The 21,747-nt window shown below is 68.2% G+C and carries 18 protein-coding genes and 2 tRNA genes; 9 read left to right on the forward strand and 11 right to left on the reverse strand.

What is annotated here, in order from left to right; translation table 11 throughout:
- Positions 1-128: 128 nt before the first annotated feature.
- The 4 genes from tig to D9T14_RS04600 all read right to left on the reverse strand — a co-directional run bounded on the left by tig (position 129) and on the right by D9T14_RS04600 (position 2,291).
- Positions 129-1,562, reverse strand: coding sequence for a trigger factor (tig, locus tag D9T14_RS04585; RefSeq protein WP_121587812.1), 1,434 nt, complete (start codon positions 1,560-1,562; stop codon positions 129-131).
- 183 nt (positions 1,563-1,745) lie between these two features.
- A tRNA-Gly gene (locus D9T14_RS04590) sits at positions 1,746-1,816 on the reverse strand.
- Positions 1,817-1,902: 86 nt separating this feature from the next.
- Positions 1,903-1,975 (reverse strand) — tRNA-Pro (locus tag D9T14_RS04595).
- 73 nt (positions 1,976-2,048) lie between these two features.
- Positions 2,049-2,291 (reverse strand): hypothetical protein, encoded by a 243-nt coding sequence (locus D9T14_RS04600; RefSeq protein WP_121587811.1) that lies wholly within the window; start codon positions 2,289-2,291, stop codon positions 2,049-2,051.
- A 60-nt stretch (positions 2,292-2,351) separates the two neighbouring features.
- Here D9T14_RS04600 and D9T14_RS04605 point away from each other — a divergent pair, with 60 nt between their 5' ends.
- Positions 2,352-3,749 carry a hypothetical protein gene (locus D9T14_RS04605; protein WP_121587810.1) on the forward strand — a complete coding sequence of 466 codons (1,398 nt, stop codon included), beginning with the start codon at positions 2,352-2,354 and terminating at the stop codon, positions 3,747-3,749.
- A 56-nt stretch (positions 3,750-3,805) separates the two neighbouring features.
- A complete protein-coding gene (locus tag D9T14_RS04610; RefSeq protein ID WP_121592092.1) occupies positions 3,806-5,080 on the forward strand; it encodes a GNAT family N-acetyltransferase in 1,275 nt (424 codons plus the stop codon).
- 48 nt (positions 5,081-5,128) lie between these two features.
- Here the strand turns inward: D9T14_RS04610 and ligA are convergent, their stop codons facing one another.
- The 3 genes from ligA to D9T14_RS04625 all read right to left on the reverse strand — a co-directional run bounded on the left by ligA (position 5,129) and on the right by D9T14_RS04625 (position 8,975).
- On the reverse strand, positions 5,129-7,249 hold the full coding sequence (ligA, locus tag D9T14_RS04615) for an NAD-dependent DNA ligase LigA (protein ID WP_121592098.1): 2,121 nt from the start codon (positions 7,247-7,249) through the stop codon (positions 5,129-5,131).
- Positions 7,250-7,343: 94 nt separating this feature from the next.
- Positions 7,344-8,096 carry a nuclease-related domain-containing protein gene (locus tag D9T14_RS04620; RefSeq protein WP_126464230.1) on the reverse strand — a complete coding sequence of 251 codons (753 nt, stop codon included), beginning with the start codon at positions 8,094-8,096 and terminating at the stop codon, positions 7,344-7,346.
- A 249-nt stretch (positions 8,097-8,345) separates the two neighbouring features.
- Positions 8,346-8,975: a DsbA family protein gene (locus tag D9T14_RS04625; protein ID WP_121587807.1), complete on the reverse strand. Its 630-nt coding sequence runs from the start codon at positions 8,973-8,975 to the stop codon at positions 8,346-8,348.
- Between the two features lie 228 nt (positions 8,976-9,203).
- On the opposite strand from D9T14_RS04625, the gene pepN reads away from it, so the two are divergent.
- Complete coding sequence (gene pepN, locus D9T14_RS04630) at positions 9,204-11,819, forward strand: aminopeptidase N (RefSeq protein ID WP_121592093.1); 2,616 nt, start codon at positions 9,204-9,206, stop codon at positions 11,817-11,819.
- A 198-nt stretch (positions 11,820-12,017) separates the two neighbouring features.
- Here the strand turns inward: pepN and uxaC are convergent, their stop codons facing one another.
- Complete coding sequence (uxaC, locus tag D9T14_RS04635) at positions 12,018-13,445, reverse strand: glucuronate isomerase (RefSeq protein ID WP_121587805.1); 1,428 nt, start codon at positions 13,443-13,445, stop codon at positions 12,018-12,020.
- 228 nt (positions 13,446-13,673) lie between these two features.
- Between uxaC and D9T14_RS04640 the strand changes: the two genes are divergently transcribed.
- The gene (locus tag D9T14_RS04640) at positions 13,674-14,993 is read left to right on the forward strand and encodes a lactate racemase domain-containing protein (protein WP_121592094.1); all 1,320 of its coding nucleotides are present in this window, start codon (positions 13,674-13,676) and stop codon (positions 14,991-14,993) included.
- Positions 14,994-15,036: 43 nt separating this feature from the next.
- Here the strand turns inward: D9T14_RS04640 and D9T14_RS04645 are convergent, their stop codons facing one another.
- Complete coding sequence (locus D9T14_RS04645; RefSeq protein ID WP_232012278.1) at positions 15,037-16,077, reverse strand: LacI family DNA-binding transcriptional regulator; 1,041 nt, start codon at positions 16,075-16,077, stop codon at positions 15,037-15,039.
- Between the two features lie 142 nt (positions 16,078-16,219).
- Between D9T14_RS04645 and gnd the strand changes: the two genes are divergently transcribed.
- The 5 genes from gnd (at position 16,220) to D9T14_RS13870 (ending at position 19,902) form a co-directional block, all read left to right on the forward strand.
- Positions 16,220-17,665 (forward strand): NADP-dependent phosphogluconate dehydrogenase, encoded by a 1,446-nt coding sequence (gnd, locus tag D9T14_RS04650; protein WP_121587803.1) that lies wholly within the window; start codon positions 16,220-16,222, stop codon positions 17,663-17,665.
- A 135-nt stretch (positions 17,666-17,800) separates the two neighbouring features.
- A complete protein-coding gene (locus D9T14_RS04655; RefSeq protein ID WP_170175717.1) occupies positions 17,801-18,550 on the forward strand; it encodes an HNH endonuclease in 750 nt (249 codons plus the stop codon).
- A gap of 34 nt (positions 18,551-18,584) precedes the next feature.
- Positions 18,585-18,941, forward strand: a complete 357-nt coding sequence (locus D9T14_RS13280; protein WP_126464232.1) for a hypothetical protein — start codon at positions 18,585-18,587, stop codon at positions 18,939-18,941.
- Complete coding sequence (locus tag D9T14_RS13865; RefSeq protein WP_197720559.1) at positions 18,941-19,387, forward strand: HAD family hydrolase; 447 nt, start codon at positions 18,941-18,943, stop codon at positions 19,385-19,387. The genes D9T14_RS13280 and D9T14_RS13865 overlap by 1 nt, the downstream gene beginning before the upstream one ends.
- A 71-nt stretch (positions 19,388-19,458) precedes the next feature.
- On the forward strand, positions 19,459-19,902 hold the full coding sequence (locus D9T14_RS13870) for a hypothetical protein (protein ID WP_197720560.1): 444 nt from the start codon (positions 19,459-19,461) through the stop codon (positions 19,900-19,902).
- A 246-nt stretch (positions 19,903-20,148) separates the two neighbouring features.
- Here D9T14_RS13870 and D9T14_RS04665 read toward each other — a convergent pair whose 3' ends face one another.
- Positions 20,149-20,943, reverse strand: a complete 795-nt coding sequence (locus tag D9T14_RS04665) for a DUF6339 family protein (RefSeq protein ID WP_121587801.1) — start codon at positions 20,941-20,943, stop codon at positions 20,149-20,151.
- Complete coding sequence (locus D9T14_RS04670; RefSeq protein WP_147434114.1) at positions 20,940-21,731, reverse strand: hypothetical protein; 792 nt, start codon at positions 21,729-21,731, stop codon at positions 20,940-20,942. Before D9T14_RS04670 ends, D9T14_RS04665 begins: the two co-directional genes overlap by 4 nt.
- Positions 21,732-21,747: the final 16 nt, after the last annotated feature.

Consider the following 21,747-nt stretch of genomic DNA (forward strand, 5'->3'; position numbering starts at 1 on the left):
CAAGACCGGCCCCGGCCAGCAGGTGATCGTGCGCCGCGTCACGGCGTTGCCCGCACGCGAGGTGCCGGCCGCACTGTCCCAGTGCGGCCGGCACCTCATCACGCGTCCGTGTCCGGCTGAGGCCCTGGTCAGGCCTCGCCGTCGGCCTCCTGTTCGGCCTGCTCAGCCGCCGTCTCGTCCTCCTGGGGCTGCTCGGCGTCGGCCTCGTCCACGGCCTCCGGGGCGAGTGAGCCGTCGTTCTGCAGGCGTGAGATCTCCACCCGGTCACCGTTGGTGTCGGTGACGCTGGCCTCGTCGACGATCATGCCGAGGGCCTTGCCCCGGCGGACCTCGGCCATCCACTCGAGCATGTGGTTGTGCTCGGTCATGTGCTGGATCTCCTGCTCCGGGGAGGTGCCGTTCTGCTGGGCCTTCTGGAAGATCAGCTGGGTGAACTCCTCCTGGGAGACGCCGATCTGGCGGTCCTCGGCGAGCTTGTCGAGGACGATCTGGGCTCGCATGCCCCGCTCGGCGCGCTCGTCGATCTGCTTCCAGAACTCCTCGGCCGTCTCGGCGTCCTCGTCCTCGGCATCGGCGAGGTACTGCTCCACGGTCAGCCCGGCGGCGTTGAGCTGGGCCTCGATCTGCTCGTGGTAGGCCTCGATCTCATTGTCGAGAACGGCCTGCGGCAGTTCGAAGTCGAGTTCGCCGACGACCGCCTCGAGCACCTTGTCGCGGGCCGTGTTGGCCTGGTCGAGACGACCGATGCGCTCGAGGTTCTCACGGACGTCGGCGATCATCTCGTCGACGGTGTCGAACTCGGAGACGAGTTGGGCGAACTCGTCGTCGAGCTCGGGCAGTTCCTGCTCGTTGACCTTGGTGACGGTCACCGTGATGTCGGCCTCCTCGTCGCGGTGGGGGCCGCCGACGAGCGCGGACGTGAAAGCCTTGCTCTCGCCGGCCTTGAGGCCGATGAGGGCCTCGTCGAGACCCTCGACCATGCCGCCGGCGCCGATGCGGTACTGCATGCCGCTGGTCTCGGCGTCCTCGATGGCCTCACCGTCCTGGGTGGCCACCAGGTCGATGAGCACGACGTCACCGTCGGCGGCGGCGCGGTCGACGACCTTGAGGGTGCCGAAGCGCTGGCGCAGCAGCTCGACGCGCTCGTCGACATCGGCGTCGGAGACCTCGAGGGAGTCGACCTCGACACTGATCTGGGAGAAGTCCGGCATGTCGAACTCCGGTCGGACGTCGACCTCGGCGGTGATCTCCGCGACGTCACCGTCCTCGAGCCGGGTCAGTTCGATCTCCGGGTTGCCCAGCGGAGTGATCTTGTGCTCGGTCACGGCGTCGGAGTAGGCCTCGGGGATGGCGTTGTTGACGGCCTCCTGGAGCACGGTGCCGCGTCCGAAGCGCTGGTCGATCAGACGCGGCGGCACCTTGCCGCGGCGGAAACCGGGCAGATTGATCTGCTGGGCGATCTGCTTGTAGGCCTCGTCGATCCTCGGCTGAAGGTCGCTGAAAGGCAGTTCGATGGTGAGCTTCACCCGGGTCGGATTCAACTGCTCGACGGTGCTCGGCACTAGGGACTCCTGTCCGTGAGGATATGTGCGCGCCATGACGCGACAAACATGCTTGGGAGTGCGCGCGAACGCACACAACGCCCGCCAATCTTAGCCAGCTGCGCGACGACCACCAAGAAACCGCCGCTACGGCTGAGGCGGGATGATGATGAGGGCACCGCTGACCCAGCTGCGGCGCGTCAGAGCGAACGACGGGAATCGAACCCGCGTAGCCAGTTTGGAAGACTGGGGCTCTACCATTGAGCTACGTTCGCGCGGCCCGGGGGCCATCTCCATGGTAGCCGACCCGCCGACGGCCTTTCATCCTCGCCATGCGGTGCGGGACGAGCCGCGGCTGCGGTCGGGGTGACCGGACTCGAACCGGCGACTTCCTGCTCCCAAAGCAGGCGCGCTACCAACTGCGCCACACCCCGCATGCCCTCGCCGGGCACGCAGTGTAGGTTATCGCACTCGCAGCCCGCCCCGGCCGGGCACCGGACGCCCCGCTCAGTCGCGACGGCGCCGTCCGGTCCCACGGCGTCCCTGGGCCCGGGCGAGCAGTTCGGACAGTTCCCCAGCGGCCTCGCTGCGAGCGGCCTCGCCGGGACGACTGATCTCGCGGGCGCGCAGGGCCCGCTCATGGTTGACCATGACGGTGATGCCGTCCCGTCCCAGGCCCCTGCGGTGTCCGTGCTCGCCCTGGTGAGTGCTCCGGCCATGGCCGCGTGCGCTGTGACCGGTCTCCGTCATGCCAGCAACTCTAGGTCACGCGCCGTCCACAGCCCCCGACGGGGCGCATAGGGTGAGGGGATGAACGCGTCGACGGCCACCGGCCAGCTGGTGTGGGAGCACCTGCGCCTGGAGTGCGCCCCGCGCGAGGTGCGTGTGATGGACCGTGAACAGGACCGGCCCGTCGGCACCGCGACCATCTCGATGGCCTCCCCGTGGCGGCTTGAGGATTTCGCCCTCGAGGCGGACGAGGCGACCTGGCGGTGGCGATCGGCAGGTACCGTGGCGCAGCTGCGGCTGACCGCCGACCGGACCATCAGCGCCCGGCTCGTGCTCACCGCGGACGAGCCGGTCACCGGTCTCGCGGCCGGACCGTCCGTCGGCTGGCGGGGCGCCTTCTCCTGCCCGTCCTGGCCTGGCGGGAGCAGCGGCCTCGTCCTGCTGGACGAGCGCCCCAGTGACGGGCTCGTGGTGACGGCCGGCCAGACACGCGGCCACGTCGACGCAGGCGAGCGAGGCCTGACGCTGACCCCGGCCGGCCTGGACCTGGCGGCGGGCCGCAGCTGGGTCAGCGCCTGGACGATCGATCGCCACCCCCACCGGGCGGCTGCGCTGGCCGCCCTGCCCGGATGGCTGCCCCACCGGCTCGACGTCCCGGCGGGCGAGCCGGTGCCCATCGCCCTGCCCGACGCGGCGGTGAGCGGCCCCGGCCGGATCTCGACCAACGAGAGCGGGAGCCTCATCGAGGCCGAACCGGGGATTCACTGCTTCACCGTCGCCGGCCCGGGCGTGGACGCCCGGCTCCAGCTGGCCTGGGCCGAGTCGCTCGGCGACGTGGCGGCCCGCCGGGCACGGCTCATCGCCGGCAGCGACCCGCGCGGCGCGGACGCGGCCCAGGCGGCGATCATCGCCTGGGCCGACGCCGGCCACGAACTCCCCCACGACCAGGCGATGCGTTTCCTCGCTGCGTGGGCCGACGAGCTGCTGGACCGCCCCGGCCAGCCGGTCGAGCCGCTCGCCGTCGCCCCGCTGCTCGCAGCGGCGGGGACGGATCCGGCACGGCTCGGCGCCGTGGCAGGGCGGCTGGGCGCGCTGCCCGACTCGGCGGGCGCCCTTCTTGCCTGGATGGGCGCCGCACCGGTCCTGGCCGGTTCGGGGATCACGCCGCCCGCGCCCCCGGCGGACCGCGACGACCCGCTCTGCCGGGTGCTCTCGGCCGTCGCCACGCACGCGCCGCGGGTCCCGGACGAGCTGTGGGGCCTGCTCCCCCGCCTGCACAGCGGCCTGCCCTGGCCGATGGCCCCGGAGCATGCCACTGACGCGGCCCTGTGCTGCGCGGGGCTGGCACTGGCGCCCGCGGGCTGGGACGTCGGCGCCCGGATGCCCTGGTCGTTGCCGGAGCTGGTCGCGGCCACCCGGGCCTGGCTCATCGCGGCCGGCCCCGGCGACCAGACCCTGGCCTGGCTCCTGTGGGGCTGACCCTGCTCGCCCGGCGGCCACTGACCGGCCAATGGGCCCCACGCTAGCCTGTCGGGATGATCGCACACAGCATCGAGACCATTGAGGCCCGCGGTGAGCTCACCGACACGGTCCGGCGCTGGGAACACGCCATGAACTGGTCCTTCGGCAACCCGCCCGCCGACGAGGACGGCGTGCAGCGCTGGTGGCGGGCGGTCTGCGCCGATCACGCCCGGCTCCGCGGGGCCTGGCCGTCGGCTCCCGAACCCGGCATGGCCCAGCGCACCCCGTACGCCACCTTCGCGAGCCTGGACGGCACGATCAACACCGGTCACGGAAACCTGGAGCCCGCCGACCTCATCACAGACGTGACGGTGCGCACGAGTGTGCGCCGCAACGGCCTGCTCACCGAGCTCATGCGCATCGACCTGAGCGAGGCGGCCGGACGAGGGCTGACCCTGGCGGCACTCACGGCCAGCGAGGCGACCATCTACCGGCGGTTCGGTTTCGGGCCGGCCACCGAGACCGTCAGCGCGCGCCTGCACACGGGCGCCGGTCTCGCCCTCCGGGCACCGCAGGGGGCCGGCCGCATGGGTGAGATCGACCTCGAGGCCGCACCGGCGATCATGGACGAGGTCTTCGCGGCCTTCCACGCCGCCTCACGTGGCTCCCATGCGCGCCCGGCCTGGTCCAACGACCATGCGACCGGCGTCTGGTCGGCGCTGACCAACAGCCGGACCGAGGCCGTCCGGGCCGCGGCGCACTGGGACGAGGACGGCTCCGCCGACGGCGTCGTCACCTTCACGTACCGTCCGGCGCCCGGCGCAGGCCCGGACTTCACCGTCGAGGTGATCGAGATGATCGCCGCGCACGGCCGGGCCGAGCTGGCCCTGTGGCACTACCTGGCGTCGATCGACCTGGTGGGCTCGGTGAGCGTCCCCCACCTGAACCCGGCCTCTCCCCTGCCCTGGGCGCTCGCCGATCCACGGCACCTGGGCCTGGTCGGCCGGCAGGACCTCACCTGGCTGCGCGTCCTCGACGTGCCCGGGGCCCTGCGGGTCCGGGGCTGGGACGGCGCCGGCCGCCTGAGCATCGAGGTGCTCGACCCGCTCGGCCTCAGCGGCGGCGTCTACGTCGTGGACGCCGGGCCGGACGGCGCCGAGGTTGCCGGGACCGAGGGGCCGGCGGACGTGCGCATGGACGTCTCAACACTGGGCAGTCTCTACTTCGGGGTGGCCGATCCGGTGGCGATGGCGACGGCCGGTCTCATCGAGGGGCCGGCGCGGGCGGTCGCGACGCTGCGCGAGATGTTCGCCACCGACGAGCCGGCCTACGGCATCACCTGTTTCTGAGCGGGGCGCAGCCGTGCCGTCCGGGCCGGGCGCGCCGGCCAGCGGACCTCAGCCCAGCCCCTGCGGGCCCTTCTCGAGCAGGACACGGAAACCGGCCTCGTCGAGCACCGGGCGGCCGAGCTCGGCGGCCTTGGCTGCCTTCGACCCGGCGTTCGCGCCGACCACGACGAAATCGGTCTTCTTGCTGACCGATCCGGCGGCCTTCCCGCCGCGTGCGACGATCGCCTCCTTGGCGCCGTCCCGGGTGAACTCCTCGAGCGTGCCGGTGACGACGACGGTCAGCCCGGCGAGAGTCTGCTCGAGGGCGGGTTCACCACTCGTCTCGTCGGACATGCGCACACCGGCGGCGGCCCAGGCGTCGATGATCTGCTGGTGCCAGTCGACCTCGAACCAGGCCTGCAGCGAGGCGGCGATGACCGCACCGACCCCCTCGGTGGCGGCCAGTTCCTCGGGGCTCGCGGCGCGGATGGCCTCGAGCGAGCCGAACCGGGCGGCCAGTGCCCGCGCGGCGGTGGGGCCGACGTGGCGGATGGACAGGGCCACGAGCACCCGCCACAGCGGCTGCTGCTTCGCCTTGTCGAGATTGGCGAGGAGTTTGGTGCCGACGGCCGACAGCACCCGGCCGTTGACGACGCCCGGGGCGGGCACCGGTTTCTCGCCCGCGATCTCCTTCTTCGTGGCGGCGCGCGTGTAGAACTCGACCCCGACCAGGTCCTCGGCGGTCAGGTCGAACAGCCGGGCCTCGTTGTCGAGCACGCCGGCACCGAGCAGGGCCGCGGCGCCCTCGACCCCGAGCGCCTCGATGTCGAAGGCGGCGCGGGAGGCCGCGGAGAAGAGCCGCTCGCGCAGCTGGGCCGGGCAGTGCTGCTGGTTGGGGCAGCGGATGTCCTTGTCGGACTCCTGCTCGGGCCGCAGCTCGGTGCCGCACTCGGGACAGTGGGTCGGCATGACGAACTCGGTCTCCGCCCCGGTGCGCATCTCGGTGACCGGCCCGACGATCTCGGGGATGACGTCGCCGGCCTTGCGCAGGACCACCATGTCGCCGATGAGCACGCCCTTGCGCCTGACCTCGGAGGCGTTGTGCAAGGTGGCCATCGACACCGTCGACCCGGCCACCCGCACCGGGTCCATGACGCCGAAGGGAGTGACCCGCCCGGTACGCCCGACGTTGACCCGGATGTCGCGCAGCCTGGTGTTGACCTCCTCGGGCGGGTACTTGTAGGCGATCGCCCAGCGGGGGGCGCGGCTCGTGGCGCCGAGCATATCCTGGCTGGCCAGGTCGTCGACCTTGACGACGACACCGTCGATCTCGTGCAGCAGGTCGTGGCGGCGCTCACCGAAACGGGCGATGAACTCGAGCACCGCAGCGCGGTCCCCGAGGCACTCGTAGTAGGGGCTGACCGGCAGACCCCAGGCCCTGAACGCCTCGTAGACCTCGCTCTGTCGGGTGACGTCGAGTCCGGTGTGGACACCGATGCCGTGGCAGATCATCGACAGCGGCCGGCGGGCCGTCACCGAGGGGTCCTTCTGCCGCAGGGAACCGGCCGCGGCATTGCGCGGGTTGGCGAAGACCTGCTTGCCGGCCTGCTCCAGCTCGGCGTTGAAGGCGTTGAACGCCTCGACCGGGAAGAAGACCTCGCCGCGGGCCTCGACGAGGGCCGGGAGCGGGAACGCCTCGGAGACGGCCAGCCGGTGCGGGATGGCCTCGATGGTGCGGGCGTTCGACGTGATGTCCTCGCCGACGTAACCGTCGCCACGGGTGGCGGCGGTCCTCAGCACGCCGCCCTCGTACTGGAGGTCGACGGCCAGGCCGTCGACCTTCACCTCGCACAGCCAGGTGGGCTCGTGACCGAGCGCCTCGATGGTGCGGGACATCCACTCGCCCAGCTCGTCGAGGCTGAAGACGTCGTCGAGGCTGAGCATCCGCTGGGGGTGCTCGACCGGGGCGAAGTCGGTGAGCGCCCGCCCGGCGCCGACCCGCTGCGTGGGGCTGTCGGGGGTGCGCAGCTCCGGGTAGTCGTTCTCGAGTTGTTCGAGTTCGACCATCATCGCGTCGTAGGCGGCGTCGGTGAGCACCGGGGCGTCACGGCCGTAGTAGGCCTGCTGGGCGTCCTCGACGAGACCGACGAGCTCGGCGTGGCGACGTTTCTGGGCCGGGCCGGCCTGCATTGGTTCGGGGGCGGGGTCACCGGCCGGGACGGTGTCGTGGGCTGCATCGATGCTCATGGCACCCAATCATGCCCAATGGCGCCCCCGGAACGGCTCAGGCGGCCGCCCTCTCACCCCAGCCGGTGGCCTCGCTGGCGATGCTGTAGCTGATGATGACCCTGTGCTCGGACAGCTCCTCGGGCCTGTCGAGCAGCCACTCGGCAAGACCGTCGCGCTCGATGACGGCGACGTCGTCCGGGGCCTGCTGGACCACCAGCCGGCGGTCCTTGACCGGCACGATGACGCCGGTGACACCCAGGTCGAAACCGGAGTCGCGGTTCATCAGGTCCATCGCGCGCGAGGCGTTCTGGCGGCTCGTCGCGATGTAGGGCCGGTCCTTGCCGTTGACGCGGAAGACGTCGCCCTCGACGAAGAGCCGGGCTCCGGGGTGGTTCTTGGCGCTGAGCAGGAAGACCCCGCCGGGGCCGACCACCATGTGTTGGGGGACGACGAGACCGTTCTCGGTGCGGGCCATCTGCATGAAACCCCAGCGGGGATCCAGCGCAGAGAGCCGGACGAGTTCGGCGGCGAGCAGCTGGTCGGCGTCCACCTCGAGGCGCTGGGCGCGCGAGCCGTTGCCGAAACCGAGGAGACGGTCGAAGAAGGCCCGCAGCCCTCGGGTGTTGCGGCGGGCCTCGTAGTCGCCGTCCCCGGCCCGCAGCTGCGCGAGGAAGGCGTCCCACTCCTCGCGGGTCTCGGGGTTGGGCATGGCCCGGCGCGCAGAGTAGCTGCCGATGGCCTCGATGAAGGATTGGTCAAGAGGCTCGAGAACCCGCCGGGCAGGCGCATAAGTCAGTGTGGCGCTCACTCAGGTCACCTTGTCAGTTCAGTTCGGTTTTTCGGTTCGGCGGGGTGGAATCAACGGGTCTTGCAGGTGCGCGCCCGTCAGGTCTGTACATGATGAAATCACAACTATTTTATTTGGCAAGGCGGACTCACCGAATCCGCAGCGTCGCGCCCGGTTTGAGAGCCTTCTCAGAGCTGGCTCACAGCCCTGTCATGGTTTCAAGCCCGCTGGCGGCCCGAAATGACCGGATTCTGCCGTCGCAAGATTTTCTTACTCGACGATGGGGCCAACCGTGCGGGTGCGCTTGAGCTCGAAGAAGCCTTCGTAGGCGGTCACGAGCGAGACGCCGTCGAAGAGGCGGCCGGCCTGCTCCCCCGTGGGTGCGGGGCTGATGACCGGACCGAACAGGGCCTTGCCGTTGATGTGGATGACCGGGGTGCCGACCTCGGTGCCGACCGGGTCCATGCCGGCGTGGTGGCTGGCGCGCAGGGCCTCGTCCCAGACGCCGGTGGTGGCCCGCTCGGCGATCGAGGCGTCCAGAGCGAGGGCGGCGAGCGCCGCGCGGACGACGCGGACCTCGCCCTTGGTCTCGCCCCTGAGGTGGTAGCGCGTGCCGAGTTCGGTGTAGAAGGCGCGCAGGGCGCCCTGGCCGTAGGCCTGCTCGACACCGATGGCGGCACGCACGCCGATCCAGCCGCGGTCCATCTCGGCCTGGTAGCCGGGGTCGAGTTCGCGGCCCTCGTTGAGGACGGACAGGCTCATCACGTGGAACTCGGTGCGCACGGGCCGTACTTTCTCGACCTCGAGCATCCAGCGGCTCGCCAGCCATGCCCACGGGCACAGGGGGTCGAACCAGAAACCGACGGTCTGCGGCCGGGCGGTATCAGTGGTGCCAGTCATGTTTCCACTGAACCCGCTCGGGCGCCCTTGCACAAGTACTTCTCCGTTCTCGGCGCGCCGCGGGCACATCGCCCATTCGTAGCGGGCGAGGATGAATTGAGACGCGGTTCCCCGCGCACCGCGGGAGCAGGAGATTGTGCGCGAGTACCGAATGTTGGCTTTGGGATGGCGCTCCGCGTTAGCCTCATAACCGAGCCGATGATTTCTTCGACAGTTGGGAGACCACTGATGAACCCGGCGAACATCACCAGGGACGAGGCCCGTGGCCGGGCCGAGGTGCTGTCCACGACCGCCTACGAGGTCACCGTCGACCTCACCGGCCATGGCGTGGCGGCCTCCCGCCTCGCCGAGCCTGAACAGACCTTCCTGTCGACGAGCACCGTGACGTTCACGAGCACGGAGGCGAGCACCTGGATCGACCTCATCGCCGACGAGCTCGTGACGGCGACCCTGGACGGCGAGCCCCTCGACCCGGCGAGTTTCGCCGACTCGCGCCTGCCCCTGGAGCTGACCGCCGGCGAGCACGAGCTGACCGTCACGGCGATCTGCCGGTACTCGCGCACCGGAGAGGGCCTGCACCGCTTCGTCGATCCGGCCGACGGCAATGTCTACCTGTACACGCAGTTCGAGACGGCCGACGCCCGCCGCATGTACGCCTGCTTCGAGCAGCCGGACCTGAAGGCCACCTTCCAGCTCACCGTGCGCGCCCCGGCCGGGTGGACGGTGCGCTCGAACGCCCCGACGCCCGAGCCGTTCGGCCCGGACCCGGTCGGGGCCGAGATCTGGGACTTCGCGCCCACCCCGCGCATCTCCACCTACATCACCGCGCTCGTCGCCGGCCAGTACCACGTCGACCACGGCACGGTCGAGTCGGCCAAGGGCACCCTGGACGCCGACATCATCTGCCGCGCCTCGATGCTGCCGTACCTGGATGCCGAGCGCATCCGCACGACGACCCAGCGCGGTTTCGAGGTCTACGAGGAGGACTTCGGGCGCCCCTACCCCTTCGAGAAGTACGACCAGCTGTTCGTCCCGGAGTACAACGCCGGGGCCATGGAGAACGCCGGTGCCGTCACGATCCGTGACGAGTACCTGTTCCGCTCGAAGGTGACGAGCGCCTCGTACCAGACCCGCGACAACACGATCCTGCACGAGCTGGCCCACATGTGGTTCGGCGACCTGGTGACGATGCGCTGGTGGGACGACCTGTGGCTCAACGAGAGCTTCGCGGAGTGGAGCGCCTACCACTGCCAGTCGCGCATCGCGGCGCGGTACGGCGGCACCGATCCGTGGGTGAGCTTCGCCAACGCCCGCAAGGCCTGGGCCTACACCGCCGACCAGCTGCCCACGACGCATCCGATCGCCGCCGACATGGTCGACCTGGAGGCGGTCGAGCAGAACTTCGACGGGATCACCTACGCCAAGGGCGCCTCGGTGCTCAAGCAGCTCGTCGCCTACGTCGGGCAGGACGCCTTCCTGGCCGGGGTGCGCCAGTACCTGGACGACCACGCCTTCGCGAACGCCCAGTTCTCGGACCTGCTGGAGGCACTGGGCCGGGCCGGCGGCAAGGATCTGGCCGAGTTCTCCCAGCAGTGGCTGTCGACCAGCGGCGTGAACACGCTGTCGTGCGAGATCACCACCGACGAGGACGGTGTCATCTCCGGCTTCTCGGTCGCCCAGAGCGCCCCGGCGGCCCACGAGACGCTCCGCACCCACCACATCGCCATCGGGCTCTACGACGTCGTGGCGGACGAGCTGGTGGCCACCGACTCGCTGGAGGTGGACGTGCACGGCCCCGCCACGCCGATCGCGGCGCTCACCGGCCGCAGCCGCCCGGCCCTGGTCCTGCTCAACGATCGCGACCTGGGCTACGCCAAGGTGCGGCTGGACGAGGACTCCCTCGCGACGGCCGTCCAGCACGTCGCGCAGATCACCGACCCGCTGGCCCGCGCGCTGGTGTGGAACACGGCCTGGGACATGACGCGCGACGCCCAGCTGACCGCCGCCGACTACATCACGATGGCCATCGGCGGCGCCGGCGCCGAGACCGATATGACGGCCGTCACCACCCAGCTGGCCCGCGCGCTGGTCGCCGCGACGGCCTTCACCGCGCCCGCCCAGCGCGAGACCAACGGCGCCGCCCTGGTCGCCGGCATCGCCGCAGCGCTGAAGGACACGACCCCCGGCAGCGAGCACCAGCTGGCCTTCGCCGACGCCCTGGTGGCCTCCGTCAACAATCCCCAGGGCGCCAGCCTCATCGCCGGCTGGCTCACCGGCGAGGAGGTCCCGCTGGGCCTGAGCATCGACCAGGACCGCCGCTGGGCGATCCTGACGAGCCTGGCCCGCATGGGGGCCGTCGACGACGCGCGCATCGAGGCCGAGACCCTGACCGACAGGACGATCTCGGGTGCCGAGCGCGCGGCCGGAGCCCGCTCGGCGCTGGCCGATGCGGGCGCCAAGGCCAGGGCCTGGGAGCTCGCCACCGAGCAGCTCAGCGTCCCCAACGCCACCCACCTGCACATCTGCCGTCAGTTCATGCAGTACGGCCAGGAGGACCTGCTCGCCCCCTACGCCGAGAAGTACCTGCGGGTCGCCGAGCAGATCAGCTCCAAGTCGGGTCCGTGGGCCACCCAGGGGCACGCCGTCTCGAACGCGGTGCTCACCTGGCTGTGGCCGGCCCCGCTGGCGACCGGCGAGTTCATCGCCCGCCTCGACGAGTGGATGGCCTCGACCGAGCTGTCCGAGCCGGTGCGGCACACGATCTCCGAGCGCCGCGACGCGGCGCTGCGGGCGCTGGCGGCCCAGGAGTTCGGGGCCGGGGCGGCCGGCTCGCCGTCGGACTGAGGCACGGCCCCGCGCCGGCCGGGGCGCAGGGGACAGGAGCGCCGGGGCGACCGTCGCCGGCGGCTGTGAGCCTGCCCGTCAAGGGGCACCCAGGGGCGCCGAGGCGACCGGCCCCGCCGACAGGGCGGCGGTGGATCCGGGGCCGCACCGGATGCGGATCCGCCCGGCCCGTCACGAACGAGGGCCGGGCGGGCCGGCTCACTGGTCCAGTTTGAAGATCCTCGTCGGGTTGTCCACGACGAGGGCCCTGGCCTGCTCGACGGCCTCGTCCTCGTCCAGGCGGTGGGTGGTCACCAGGGCGGCCAGGTGCGCCGCGTCCAGGCGGCGGCTCATGTCGTGGCGCGCCGGGATCGAGCAGAAGGCACGGGTGTCGTCGACCATGCCGCAGATGCGGCTGAAGCCCGCCATCTCGGTGACGTCCTGCTTGAACCGCATGATCGACTCGGGGGCGTCCACGAACCACCACGGCACGCCGATGTAGACGCTGCGGTACCAGGCCGCCAGCGGTGCGATCTCGCGGCTGTACACGTCCTCGTCGAGGGTGAAGATGACGAAGTTGAGGTTCGGGTCGTTGCCGTAGGCGTTCAGCAGCGGCTGCAGGCCGCGGGTCACCTCGAGCTTGGCGGGGATGTCACCGCCCACGTCGGCGCCGTAGCGCGCGAAGGCGTCGGCGTCGTGGTTGCGGACGACGGCCGGGTGCACGGTCATGGTGAGACCGTCCTCGCAGGCCAGGCGGGCCTGGTCGGTGAACAGGTGACGGCGCAGGGCCAGTGCCTCGTCCGTGGTGGCCACACCGCGGCGGGCCCTGTCGTAGAGCCTGGCGGCCTCGTCGTGGTCGAGGATCAGGGTGACCAGATCGGCGTGCGAGTGGTCGGAGCTGACCGCGCCGTGGTCCTTGAAGTACCGGCGGCGTTCGGCCATGGCCTGGGTGTAGCCGTCGATCGTGCCGACGTCGACGCCCGCGGCGGCGCCGAGCGCGTCGACGAGCTCGTTCCAGTCCGGACGTCCCGGCTCCAGGTAGCGGTCGGGGCGGAAGGTCGGCACGACGCGGTGCCGGGCGCTGAACTCGGTGTCGGCGGCCAGCTCGGCGTGCAGGCCGAGGTCATCACAGGGATCATCGGTGGTGGCGATGAACTCGATCCGGAAGGTGTCCATGAGCCGGCGGGGACGGAAGTCCGGGTCGTCGATCCTGGCGGCGATGGTGTCGTAGATCGTGTCGGCGGTGGCGGCGCTGGGGCGCACGTCGACACCGAAGATGCCGACCAGCTGGTCGACCAGCCAGTAGCGCATCGCGGTGCCGTTGAAGTCGGACCAGTGCTCGCACAGCAGACGGAATGCCTTGCGGTTGTCGGCCTCGCTCATCTGGTCCCCTCGCCCGACGCCGAGGTCGGACAGCTCGACGCCGTTCGCGTGCAGGACCCGGTTGATGTAGTGGTCGGGCGTGAGCAACAGCTTGGTGGGGTTGCCGAAGTGCTCGTCGTGGGCGAGCCAGCGCGGCGGGACGTGGCCATGCGGGGAGATGATCGGCAACTCGCGCGTCGTGGCGTAGATCCGGCGCGCAACCTCGCGCGTCCCAGGATCGGCCGGGAACAGGCGGTCGTCATGGAGGGTCAACGGTGAAGCCATGGCGCAATGGTGCCGTCCCCGCCGCGTTCCCGCCCCGTGTTGCCCAGTATTGCGCCGAAGTGTTGCCATTGGTTGCGCGTCCGGGGCCCGAAGACCGCCCTCTCACCGACGATGTCGCCGTGCGGACTCGCGCTGGGCCACCGGCTGGGTCTAGCGTGAGGGCGGGTTCCCCACGAGGACCCGGGCCGGGAGGACCCGGTGCCCACCACACGCGGGAAGGACGACGCAATGGAGTGTCAGACGATCGGCGGAGCCGGCTGCACGATCAGCCCCGAGAGGCTCGACGCCTTCCTGTCCGAGCAGCTCGCCGGACTCGACGTGGACGGCAGATCAGTCGCCCTGGTCGTCCCGGATGACACCCGCTCGTGCCCGCTGCCCCGGCTGCTGCGGATCGTCCACCGCAATCTGGTCGACCGGGCCAGCGAGCTGGTCTGCGTCATCGCCCTGGGCACCCACGAGTACATGAGCCCGGAGAAGATCGCCGAGTGGACCACTGGTGACCCCGGCGCCGACTTGGCCGAGGCCTACCCGGGCATGGAGATCGTCAACCACGAGTGGAAGGACCCCGCCATGCTCGTCGGGGTCGGACGCATCAGCGGCGAGCGCATGGCCGAGCTGAGCGACGGACGACTGTCTGAGGGCTCGGACGTCCACATCAACCGGCGTGTCGTCGAGGCCGACGTGAAGCTCGTCATCGGCCCGGTCCTGCCGCACGAGGTCGTCGGGATGTCGGGGGGCAACAAGTACTTCATTCCCGGCGTGGCCCAGGAGGAGTTCATCTCGCGCACCCACTGGGTGGGCGCGCTCATCACCAGCTCGCACATCATCGGCACCCCGGCGGTCACGCCGGTACGCGCAATGATCAACGAGGGCGCCGCGATGATCCCCGGCGAGCGCTACTGCATCGCCTTCGTCGTCCGTTCGCACACCACCGAGCTGGAGTCGGTCTCGATCGGTTCCCCCGAGGACGCCTGGTACGCCCAGGCCAGGATCGGCGCGCAGACCCACGTCGAGTACGTCGACGAGCCGATGGGGACGGCGCTGAGCGTCATACCGGACCGCTATCACGACATCTGGACCGCCGCGAAGGGCTTCTACAAGATGGAACCGGCCGTCGCCGCAGGCGGCGAGGTCATCATCTACGCCCCCCACATCACCGAGGTGAGCCAGGTGCACACCGAGATCTACGAGATCGGCTACCACTGCCGTGACTACTTCGTGAAGCAGTGGGACCGTTTCCGGCAGGTGCCGTGGGGCGTCCTGGCCCACTCGACGCACCTGCGCGGCCTGGGTTCCTACGACCCCAGCACCGGCGTGGAGGCCGACCGGGTGCGGGTCACGCTGGCCACCGGCATTCCCCGCGAGGTCTGCGAGGCGGTCAACCTCGGCTACCGGGACCCCGCGACGATCGACCCCGACGAGTGGGCGAGGCGACCGGGCGTCACCGTGATCCCCGACGCCGGCGAGGTGCTCTACCGGCTGCGTTCGGGTGGCATCGACGGCGCCGAGGGCCCCTTCACCGTCACCAGCGTCCAGCCGGTCGGCTGACGGCGCCCCGTCCCGGGGCTCTGCCGGTGCGCCCGAGTTCTGCTCAGGCCCCGGCCCGGGCCGGGCCGGTGGAGGCGCGCTCGATGAGCCGCATCGGCATGACGAGCGGCTCCATGAAGTCGGCCGGCTCGTCGTGGTGCTCGATGAGCGAGATGACACTCCGGGCCGCCTTCTCACCGACCAGGCCCAGCGGCGAGGCGATCGAGGTGAGGCGCGGCGTGACCAGGTCGGAGGCGAAAATGTTGTCGAAGCCGATGACGCTGAGCCGATCGGGTACCCGCACCCCGGCGGCAGCCATGCCGCGCAGGACGCCGATGGCGATCAGGTCGTTGTAGGCGATGACCGCGGTGACCTTGTGCTCGTGGATCTGCGGCAGCGCCTGCTCCCCGCCGCGAACGGTCGGCATGACGGGACCGAGTCTGCAGTCGACCATGCCCAGTTCGGAGGCGGCCTCGTGGAAGGCGCGCCAGCGGGCGCCGTCGGCCCAGGACGCCGGGGGGCCGGCGATGTAGGCGACGCGACGGTGCCCCAGCCCCGCCAGGTGCTCGAGGGCCCTGCGCACGCCGCGCTCGTAGTCACTGACGACGCACGGCAGGCCGGCGACGATGCGGTTGAGGACGACGGTGGGGACCTTCTTCGCGAAACCGCGCAGGGCGGTGTCGGACAGGCGCGAACTGGTGATGATGACGCCGTCCAGGACGGGCAGGGCACGCTCGAAGATCTCCCGCTCGTGGGAGCCCGACTCCTGCGCGTCGAAGAGCATCACGGCGTACCCGTGCTTGGTGCAGACCTGTTCGGCTCCGCGCAGCAGCGAGAAGAAGAAGGGGTTCGTGACGTCCGTGACGGCCAGGCCGATCATGTGCGTGTGCGCCGGCACGGCCTGCTGGTGGACGCGGTCGGTGCGGTAGCCGAGTTCGGCGGCGACCCTGCGGATGTGCTCGGCGGTGCGGTTCGACACCCGACCGGGTCTGCTGAACGTACGAGAGACCGTGGAGGGGCTGACACCGGCGGCCTTCGCCACGTCATAGATGGTCGTCTGCTTGGGCAGCTCGAAGGAGCCCTCGTCTCTTGGCGTGTCGCTCACAGCAGAACCTTATCGTCATTCTCGGTGTCCAGCACGCCGGCAAGACGGTGGCAACACCGGCGCGGCGGATGCCGGCGATGGCATGATGTGCGCGGGTAACGCTGCCCATGCGGCGGCTCCCGCAACCACAAGGAGATCCTCAATGACGGAACAGCCCGCCAAGGCGAACATCGGCGTCGTCGGTATGGCAGTGATGGGTTCGAATCTGGCCCGCAACCTCGCGCACCACGGGTACACGGTGGCCGTGTACAACCGCAGCTACGACAAGACCCGGGCTCTCATCGAGAACCACGGGTCCGAGGGCGACTTCATCCCGGCCGTGACCGCTGAGCAGTTCGTGCAGTCGATCCAGGCCCCCCGCTCGATCATCCTCATGGTCAAGGCCGGCGGCCCGACCGACGCCACCATCGAGACCCTGCTGCCCCTGCTGTCGCCCGGGGACATCATCATGGACGGCGGCAACGCCTACTTCCGCGACACCATCCGTCGTGAGCAGGAGATCTCGGCGAAGGGCTTCCACTTCGTCGGCGCCGGCATCTCCGGCGGCGAGTACGGCGCCCTGACCGGCCCGGCCATCATGCCCGGCGGCACCCCCGAGTCCTACCGGATCATCGGGCCGATGCTCGAGGACATCTCGGCCCACTACGAGGGCGAGCCCTGCTGCGCCTGGATGGGCCCGAACGGTGCCGGCCACTTCGTCAAGATGATCCACAACGGCATCGAGTACTCCGACATGCAGGTCATCGGCGAGGCCTACCAGCTGCTGCGCGGCGCCGGCCTGTCGAACGACGAGTGCGCCGACGTCTTCGCCGCGTGGAACACCGGCGACCTGTCCAGCTACCTCATCGAGATCACCGCCGAGGTGCTGCGCGCCAAGGACCCGCGTACCGGCAAGGACCTGGTCGAGATCATCAAGGACCGCGCCCAGATGAAGGGCACCGGCACCTGGACAGTTCAGACCGCCCTCGAGCTCGGTGTCCCGGCCAACGGCATCGCCGAGGCCGTGTTCGCCCGCGCCGAGTCCAGCCACGACGAGCTGCGCGCCGCAGGCCAGGCCGCGCTCCAGGGCCCCGACGGCACCGTCCGCGTGGACGACCGGGATGCCTTCGTCGAGGACGTCCGCAAGGCGCTGTGGTGCTCCAAGGTCGTCTCCTACTCCCAGGGCTTCGACGAGATCCGCACCGGCGGCCGCGAGTTCGGCTGGGACATCGACGTGGCCCAGGCCGCGAGCGTCTGGCGCGACGGCTGCATCATCCGCGCCGCCCTGCTCGAACGGATCCGCAAGGAGTACACCGCCGACCCGGACCTGGTCTCGCTCATGTGCTCCTCCTCGGTGGCCCCCGAGATGGCCGCCAACCAGGACGCCTGGCGCCGCGTCGTGGGCCTGGCCGCCGCATCCGGCGTCCCCGCGCCGGTGTTCAGCGCCACCCTGGCCTACTACGACATGGCCCGCGCGCCGCGGGTGAGTGCGGCCCTCACGCAGGCCCAGCGCGACTTCTTCGGCTCGCACACCTACGAGCGCGTCGACGAGCCCGGCCACTACCACATCGAGTGGACCGCGGACCGCTCCGAGACGAAGATCGACTGAACGGACGGTTTTCTCCGCTTCTTTGATGAGGAGGCCCGGCCGGTGATGGCGGGGCCTCCTCGCTTTCTCGCCCAACAGGGCTCAGCTCGGCCTGAGTATCGGCTCCAGACTGGATCTTCGCATTACGCTCAGAGCATGGCGATCAACTGGACCATGGATGAGCTCATCCTTGTGTGCGACGAGCTCCAGCGCAACCGCTGGGAATCAATCCGGCTGGCCGATGAACGTGTTACCGAGCTCTCAGAGCTCCTACGCCGGTCACCCTTTCATCCCCTAGAGCAACCCGACGACAGCTTCCGGAGCAGAGCAAGCGTCCACCTGAAGCTGGAGAACCTGCGGACCTGTCACCCCTCCTATCAAGGCGCCCCCACACATGCGTCACGTTTGGACAGTGAGGTGGTCGAGAAGTTCATTATTGACAGTGCGGGCATGGCCACTCATGCGCAGATGATCAGGAATGCGATCGTGAATGAGACCGTGAGACCCGATGAGATATCAGCGATCCAAACCCACGATCCAGAGATGACAGTCCGTGAAGGAAGCATAGTCGCCGTTCTGCAGCAGCGCAGGGAACGTGACCCACGCATCCGGAACCATAAGATAAAACAGACCCGAGAACAGCGGGGAAGCATCTCCTGCGAGGTGTGCGGCTTCGATTTCGAAGAGTTCTACGGAGACCTCGGAAGCGGCTATGTCGAGGTTCACCACCGCCAACCTCTTCATGTTTCTGGCACGACCACGACCCGACTGACAGATCTCGCACTGGTTTGCTCGAACTGTCACCGGATGATTCACCGAGGATATCCACTACTTCCGGAAGAACTCGCCAACCGTGTGCAGCAAGCAAAAGAGCGGAACCATTCCGGGGCTAAAATGCCGTGTTGACTCTATCCAACATCAGGACAACCAAAGGAAAGCATTGTCAGACAAATATTCAGCACCCCGGCAAGTACTCGACGCTGCACTTTTTGCTTGGAGCATCCATGGCGAAGCCTGTCAAGTCAGAGACATCACAGATAAAGCCCCCGGCTTGTTCGCCCTGCTGTTCGCGAGCCACTCAAGACAGTTTGAATTCATCATCGATGCAAGAATGAACGAGGTTAGCTGGACACTACTTTCACAATGGCCACGCTTCAAGACGTACAAGTTCCGAGCCCTTGTGCCACGATCATCATTGAACCTCGCCCGTGAATACCTTTACCAAAGTGATTTTGAACTACAGAGCTGGTGGATTGAACACGACAGAGTTTTCTTTGGAACGATGGAGACGGTCTGATGCCCCCTGCAATAAACCCTCAAAACATCATTGCACTTATATGGGATTTTGACAAAACACTTACACATGGCTACATGCAGGAACCGTTATTTGATGCGTTCAACATTGATCCTAATCAGTTTTGGAAAGAAGTCAACGAACTTGAAAGCTACTATAACAACAAAGAGCTCCCCGGAGGCCCTGCAAGAATCGGAAAGGACACGGTTTACCTCAACCACATATTGACATACGTCCGCGCGGGCAAATTTGAAGGGTTGACCAATCAAAAACTGAATGAATTGGGAGCTGATATTAAATTAGCACCAGGCTTACCAAATTTTTTTGAAAGAACACGCGAGCTTGTGAAAGCCAATGATCGGTTCAACAAGCATGGCATCACCGTCGAGCATTACATAGTTTCTACTGGGCTTCGAGCCATGATCGAGGAAGGCTTCCCGGAAACTTAGTTGACGGAATTTGAGCCTGCGATCTATTGCCCGAAGCAGCCCCTCCCGGATTCCTTGAGCAGCTCCCCGACATGAAATCCGAAGTCGTTGCGCAAGTTGGATACACCATTGACAATACGAGCAAAACTCGCGCCATTTTCGAAATTAACAAAGGCGTGAACAAAAACCCCTCAATCGAAGTCAATACAATGATCCCAGAAGACCAGCGGCGCGTACCAATCCAGAACATGATCTATATCGCGGATGGACCGAGTGATATACCGAGCTTTTCTCTCATCAACAGCAAGGGAGGGAAAACCTTGGGGGTTTACGCCCCAGGGGATGAGAATTACGAGAATGCCGCCAAACTCGAAGACCAGCGTCGCGTCAACAGCATCGCCGAAGCAAACTACGACGAAGGAAGCGCCGCAGATAAATGGCTCAGCAGGAGCATCAGAAAAATAGCTGAACGGATAGCAAAGACACGAGAGCAGGTCTTCGCCTCGTACGGAGGAGCACCAAGCCATGTGATATAATTACTGCTGTACCTTGCTGTCAGCGATGTTCCTCCACTTGAAACAAGTTGGCTTGAATCGAAATCAATCACGCGATGAAGACCAGCCACCCCTATCACATCGCCATCTTGGCACTGCGGCACAACCAAACGTAGGACTACGGGTTGGACAGCCAGTGGTTCACGAAACGCTGGGACAATCACTTGACGACGAGACCATGAGCCCGGAACTTATGCCAGCGCTACTTCAAGGACTTCATCCCACCCATCAGACGGCTGCGCGCCGCGCGCCTCTGTACTGCACGGATTTGAAGCAGGCATCGGCCTCGGCGATGACCACGTCCATGAGTTCGTCATCGGTACGGATGTCCAGCAGCAGCGGGCCCGTCCTCGCGGCGATCCGCTTCATGAGCTGACGCGCGAACTCCATGCGCCCACCCGGGTAGCCCGGTCCGCGCTGGATGATGACCCGTGCAGCAGCCACCACCAGTCGTTTGTTCCTGGCAACCGCGGTGCGCTCGAGCAGGGCACCGAACTCGTCCTCACCCAGCAAGGGCCGTGCCTCGCTCATGACCTCACCCAGCACGACCCAGCGTCGCCAGGCGAGCTTCAGGTAGTTGCGGTCACGGCCCGTCGTCTGGCGTCCAATCCAGCGTTCGGCGGGGAGGGTGAACTGGCCGTTCACCCATTCCCCCGGCCACCGGCGGTTCACGACGTCGGGGAACACGACCAGCGCGAGGTACGACCACGTACCATCGTGTGCGGCGTCTGCCGGGATGGGGCAGATGATCTCCTGGATGGCCCTCCCGAGCTGAACGCCCAGTTCGTCCCGTCCCTCGCGGGATCGTGCGTCGATGCCACCGACTCGTTCGACAATTCCCTGGCGCCATCGTTCCAGGTCCGAGGGTGATGCTGCTGCGCCGCCCGTGGGGTTCGGTGTGCCCTGCACATCGAGCCTGACCAGGGAGTCGGGAGGCGCACCACCGCCAAGGACACCGGAGTGCTCCAACAGCAGTTCATGGGCCTCGCTGGTCGACAGTCTCGGGATGAGCAGGAAACTCACTGGTCGCTCCTCAGGAATCTGGTGCTCCCCTGGAGAAGCGCGTAGACCCTGCCGGGGTCATCACGCATGAGTTCTGCCGCGCCCTGCAGGCTCTGATCGAGGAAGAGGTCGAACAGGGAACCGATGACCGCTCCCGCGCTCCCCTCCGGGTATTCCTGCCCCAGGTCGTCCCTGTCCCTGACCACCAGTTTGGTGAGCAGCTGCAGCAGCACGTCCCGTTCGAGCACCGACTTGGCGACGTCGGACCGGCCCTCCACCAGCTTGGCCCCCTCCTCGTGCCCGGTGTTCACGTACAGTCGGACCGCGCTCAGGTACGGTGCCGTGAGATCGTCGTCCTGGAACCTCAGCGACCAGACGCTGTCGCTTGGGAAGTCACCGCCCTTGAACTCGAATGCCTCGATCGGGAACACCGACCCGCTTCCCTCAAGCCTGAACCGGTGGGCCCTGCCTGATTCGTAGAGCCTGCTCCCCCGCAGGTGGGCGGCACGGTCCGCGCGTGACGTGCCGTCGGGGGCGTCCAGGACGATCTCGTAGCGGACCTCGAGTTCCTCGGCCACGGTTCCGGCCGGCAGTTGCGTAACCAGTACCAACGGGTGATCCCGAGGATCGAGAGGACTCGTCCCCAGGAATCGTTCTCCCGTTGCCGGGCAGTCGACGCGCAGCATCGCTCTCACCCCGGCGAGCCCGGGTTCGGGAGTGAGTCCGGTCGAGGAGAGCAGCAGGTCATTCTTGATCGTGAGTTCCCCCTCAACGGTCACCTCGGTGAGGTAATCCCAGTCCGGGATCACGGAGTCCGGCTCGTAT

Source organism: Propionibacterium australiense, assembly GCF_003666605.1.
Lineage (GTDB): Bacteria > Actinomycetota > Actinomycetes > Propionibacteriales > Propionibacteriaceae > Propionibacterium > Propionibacterium australiense.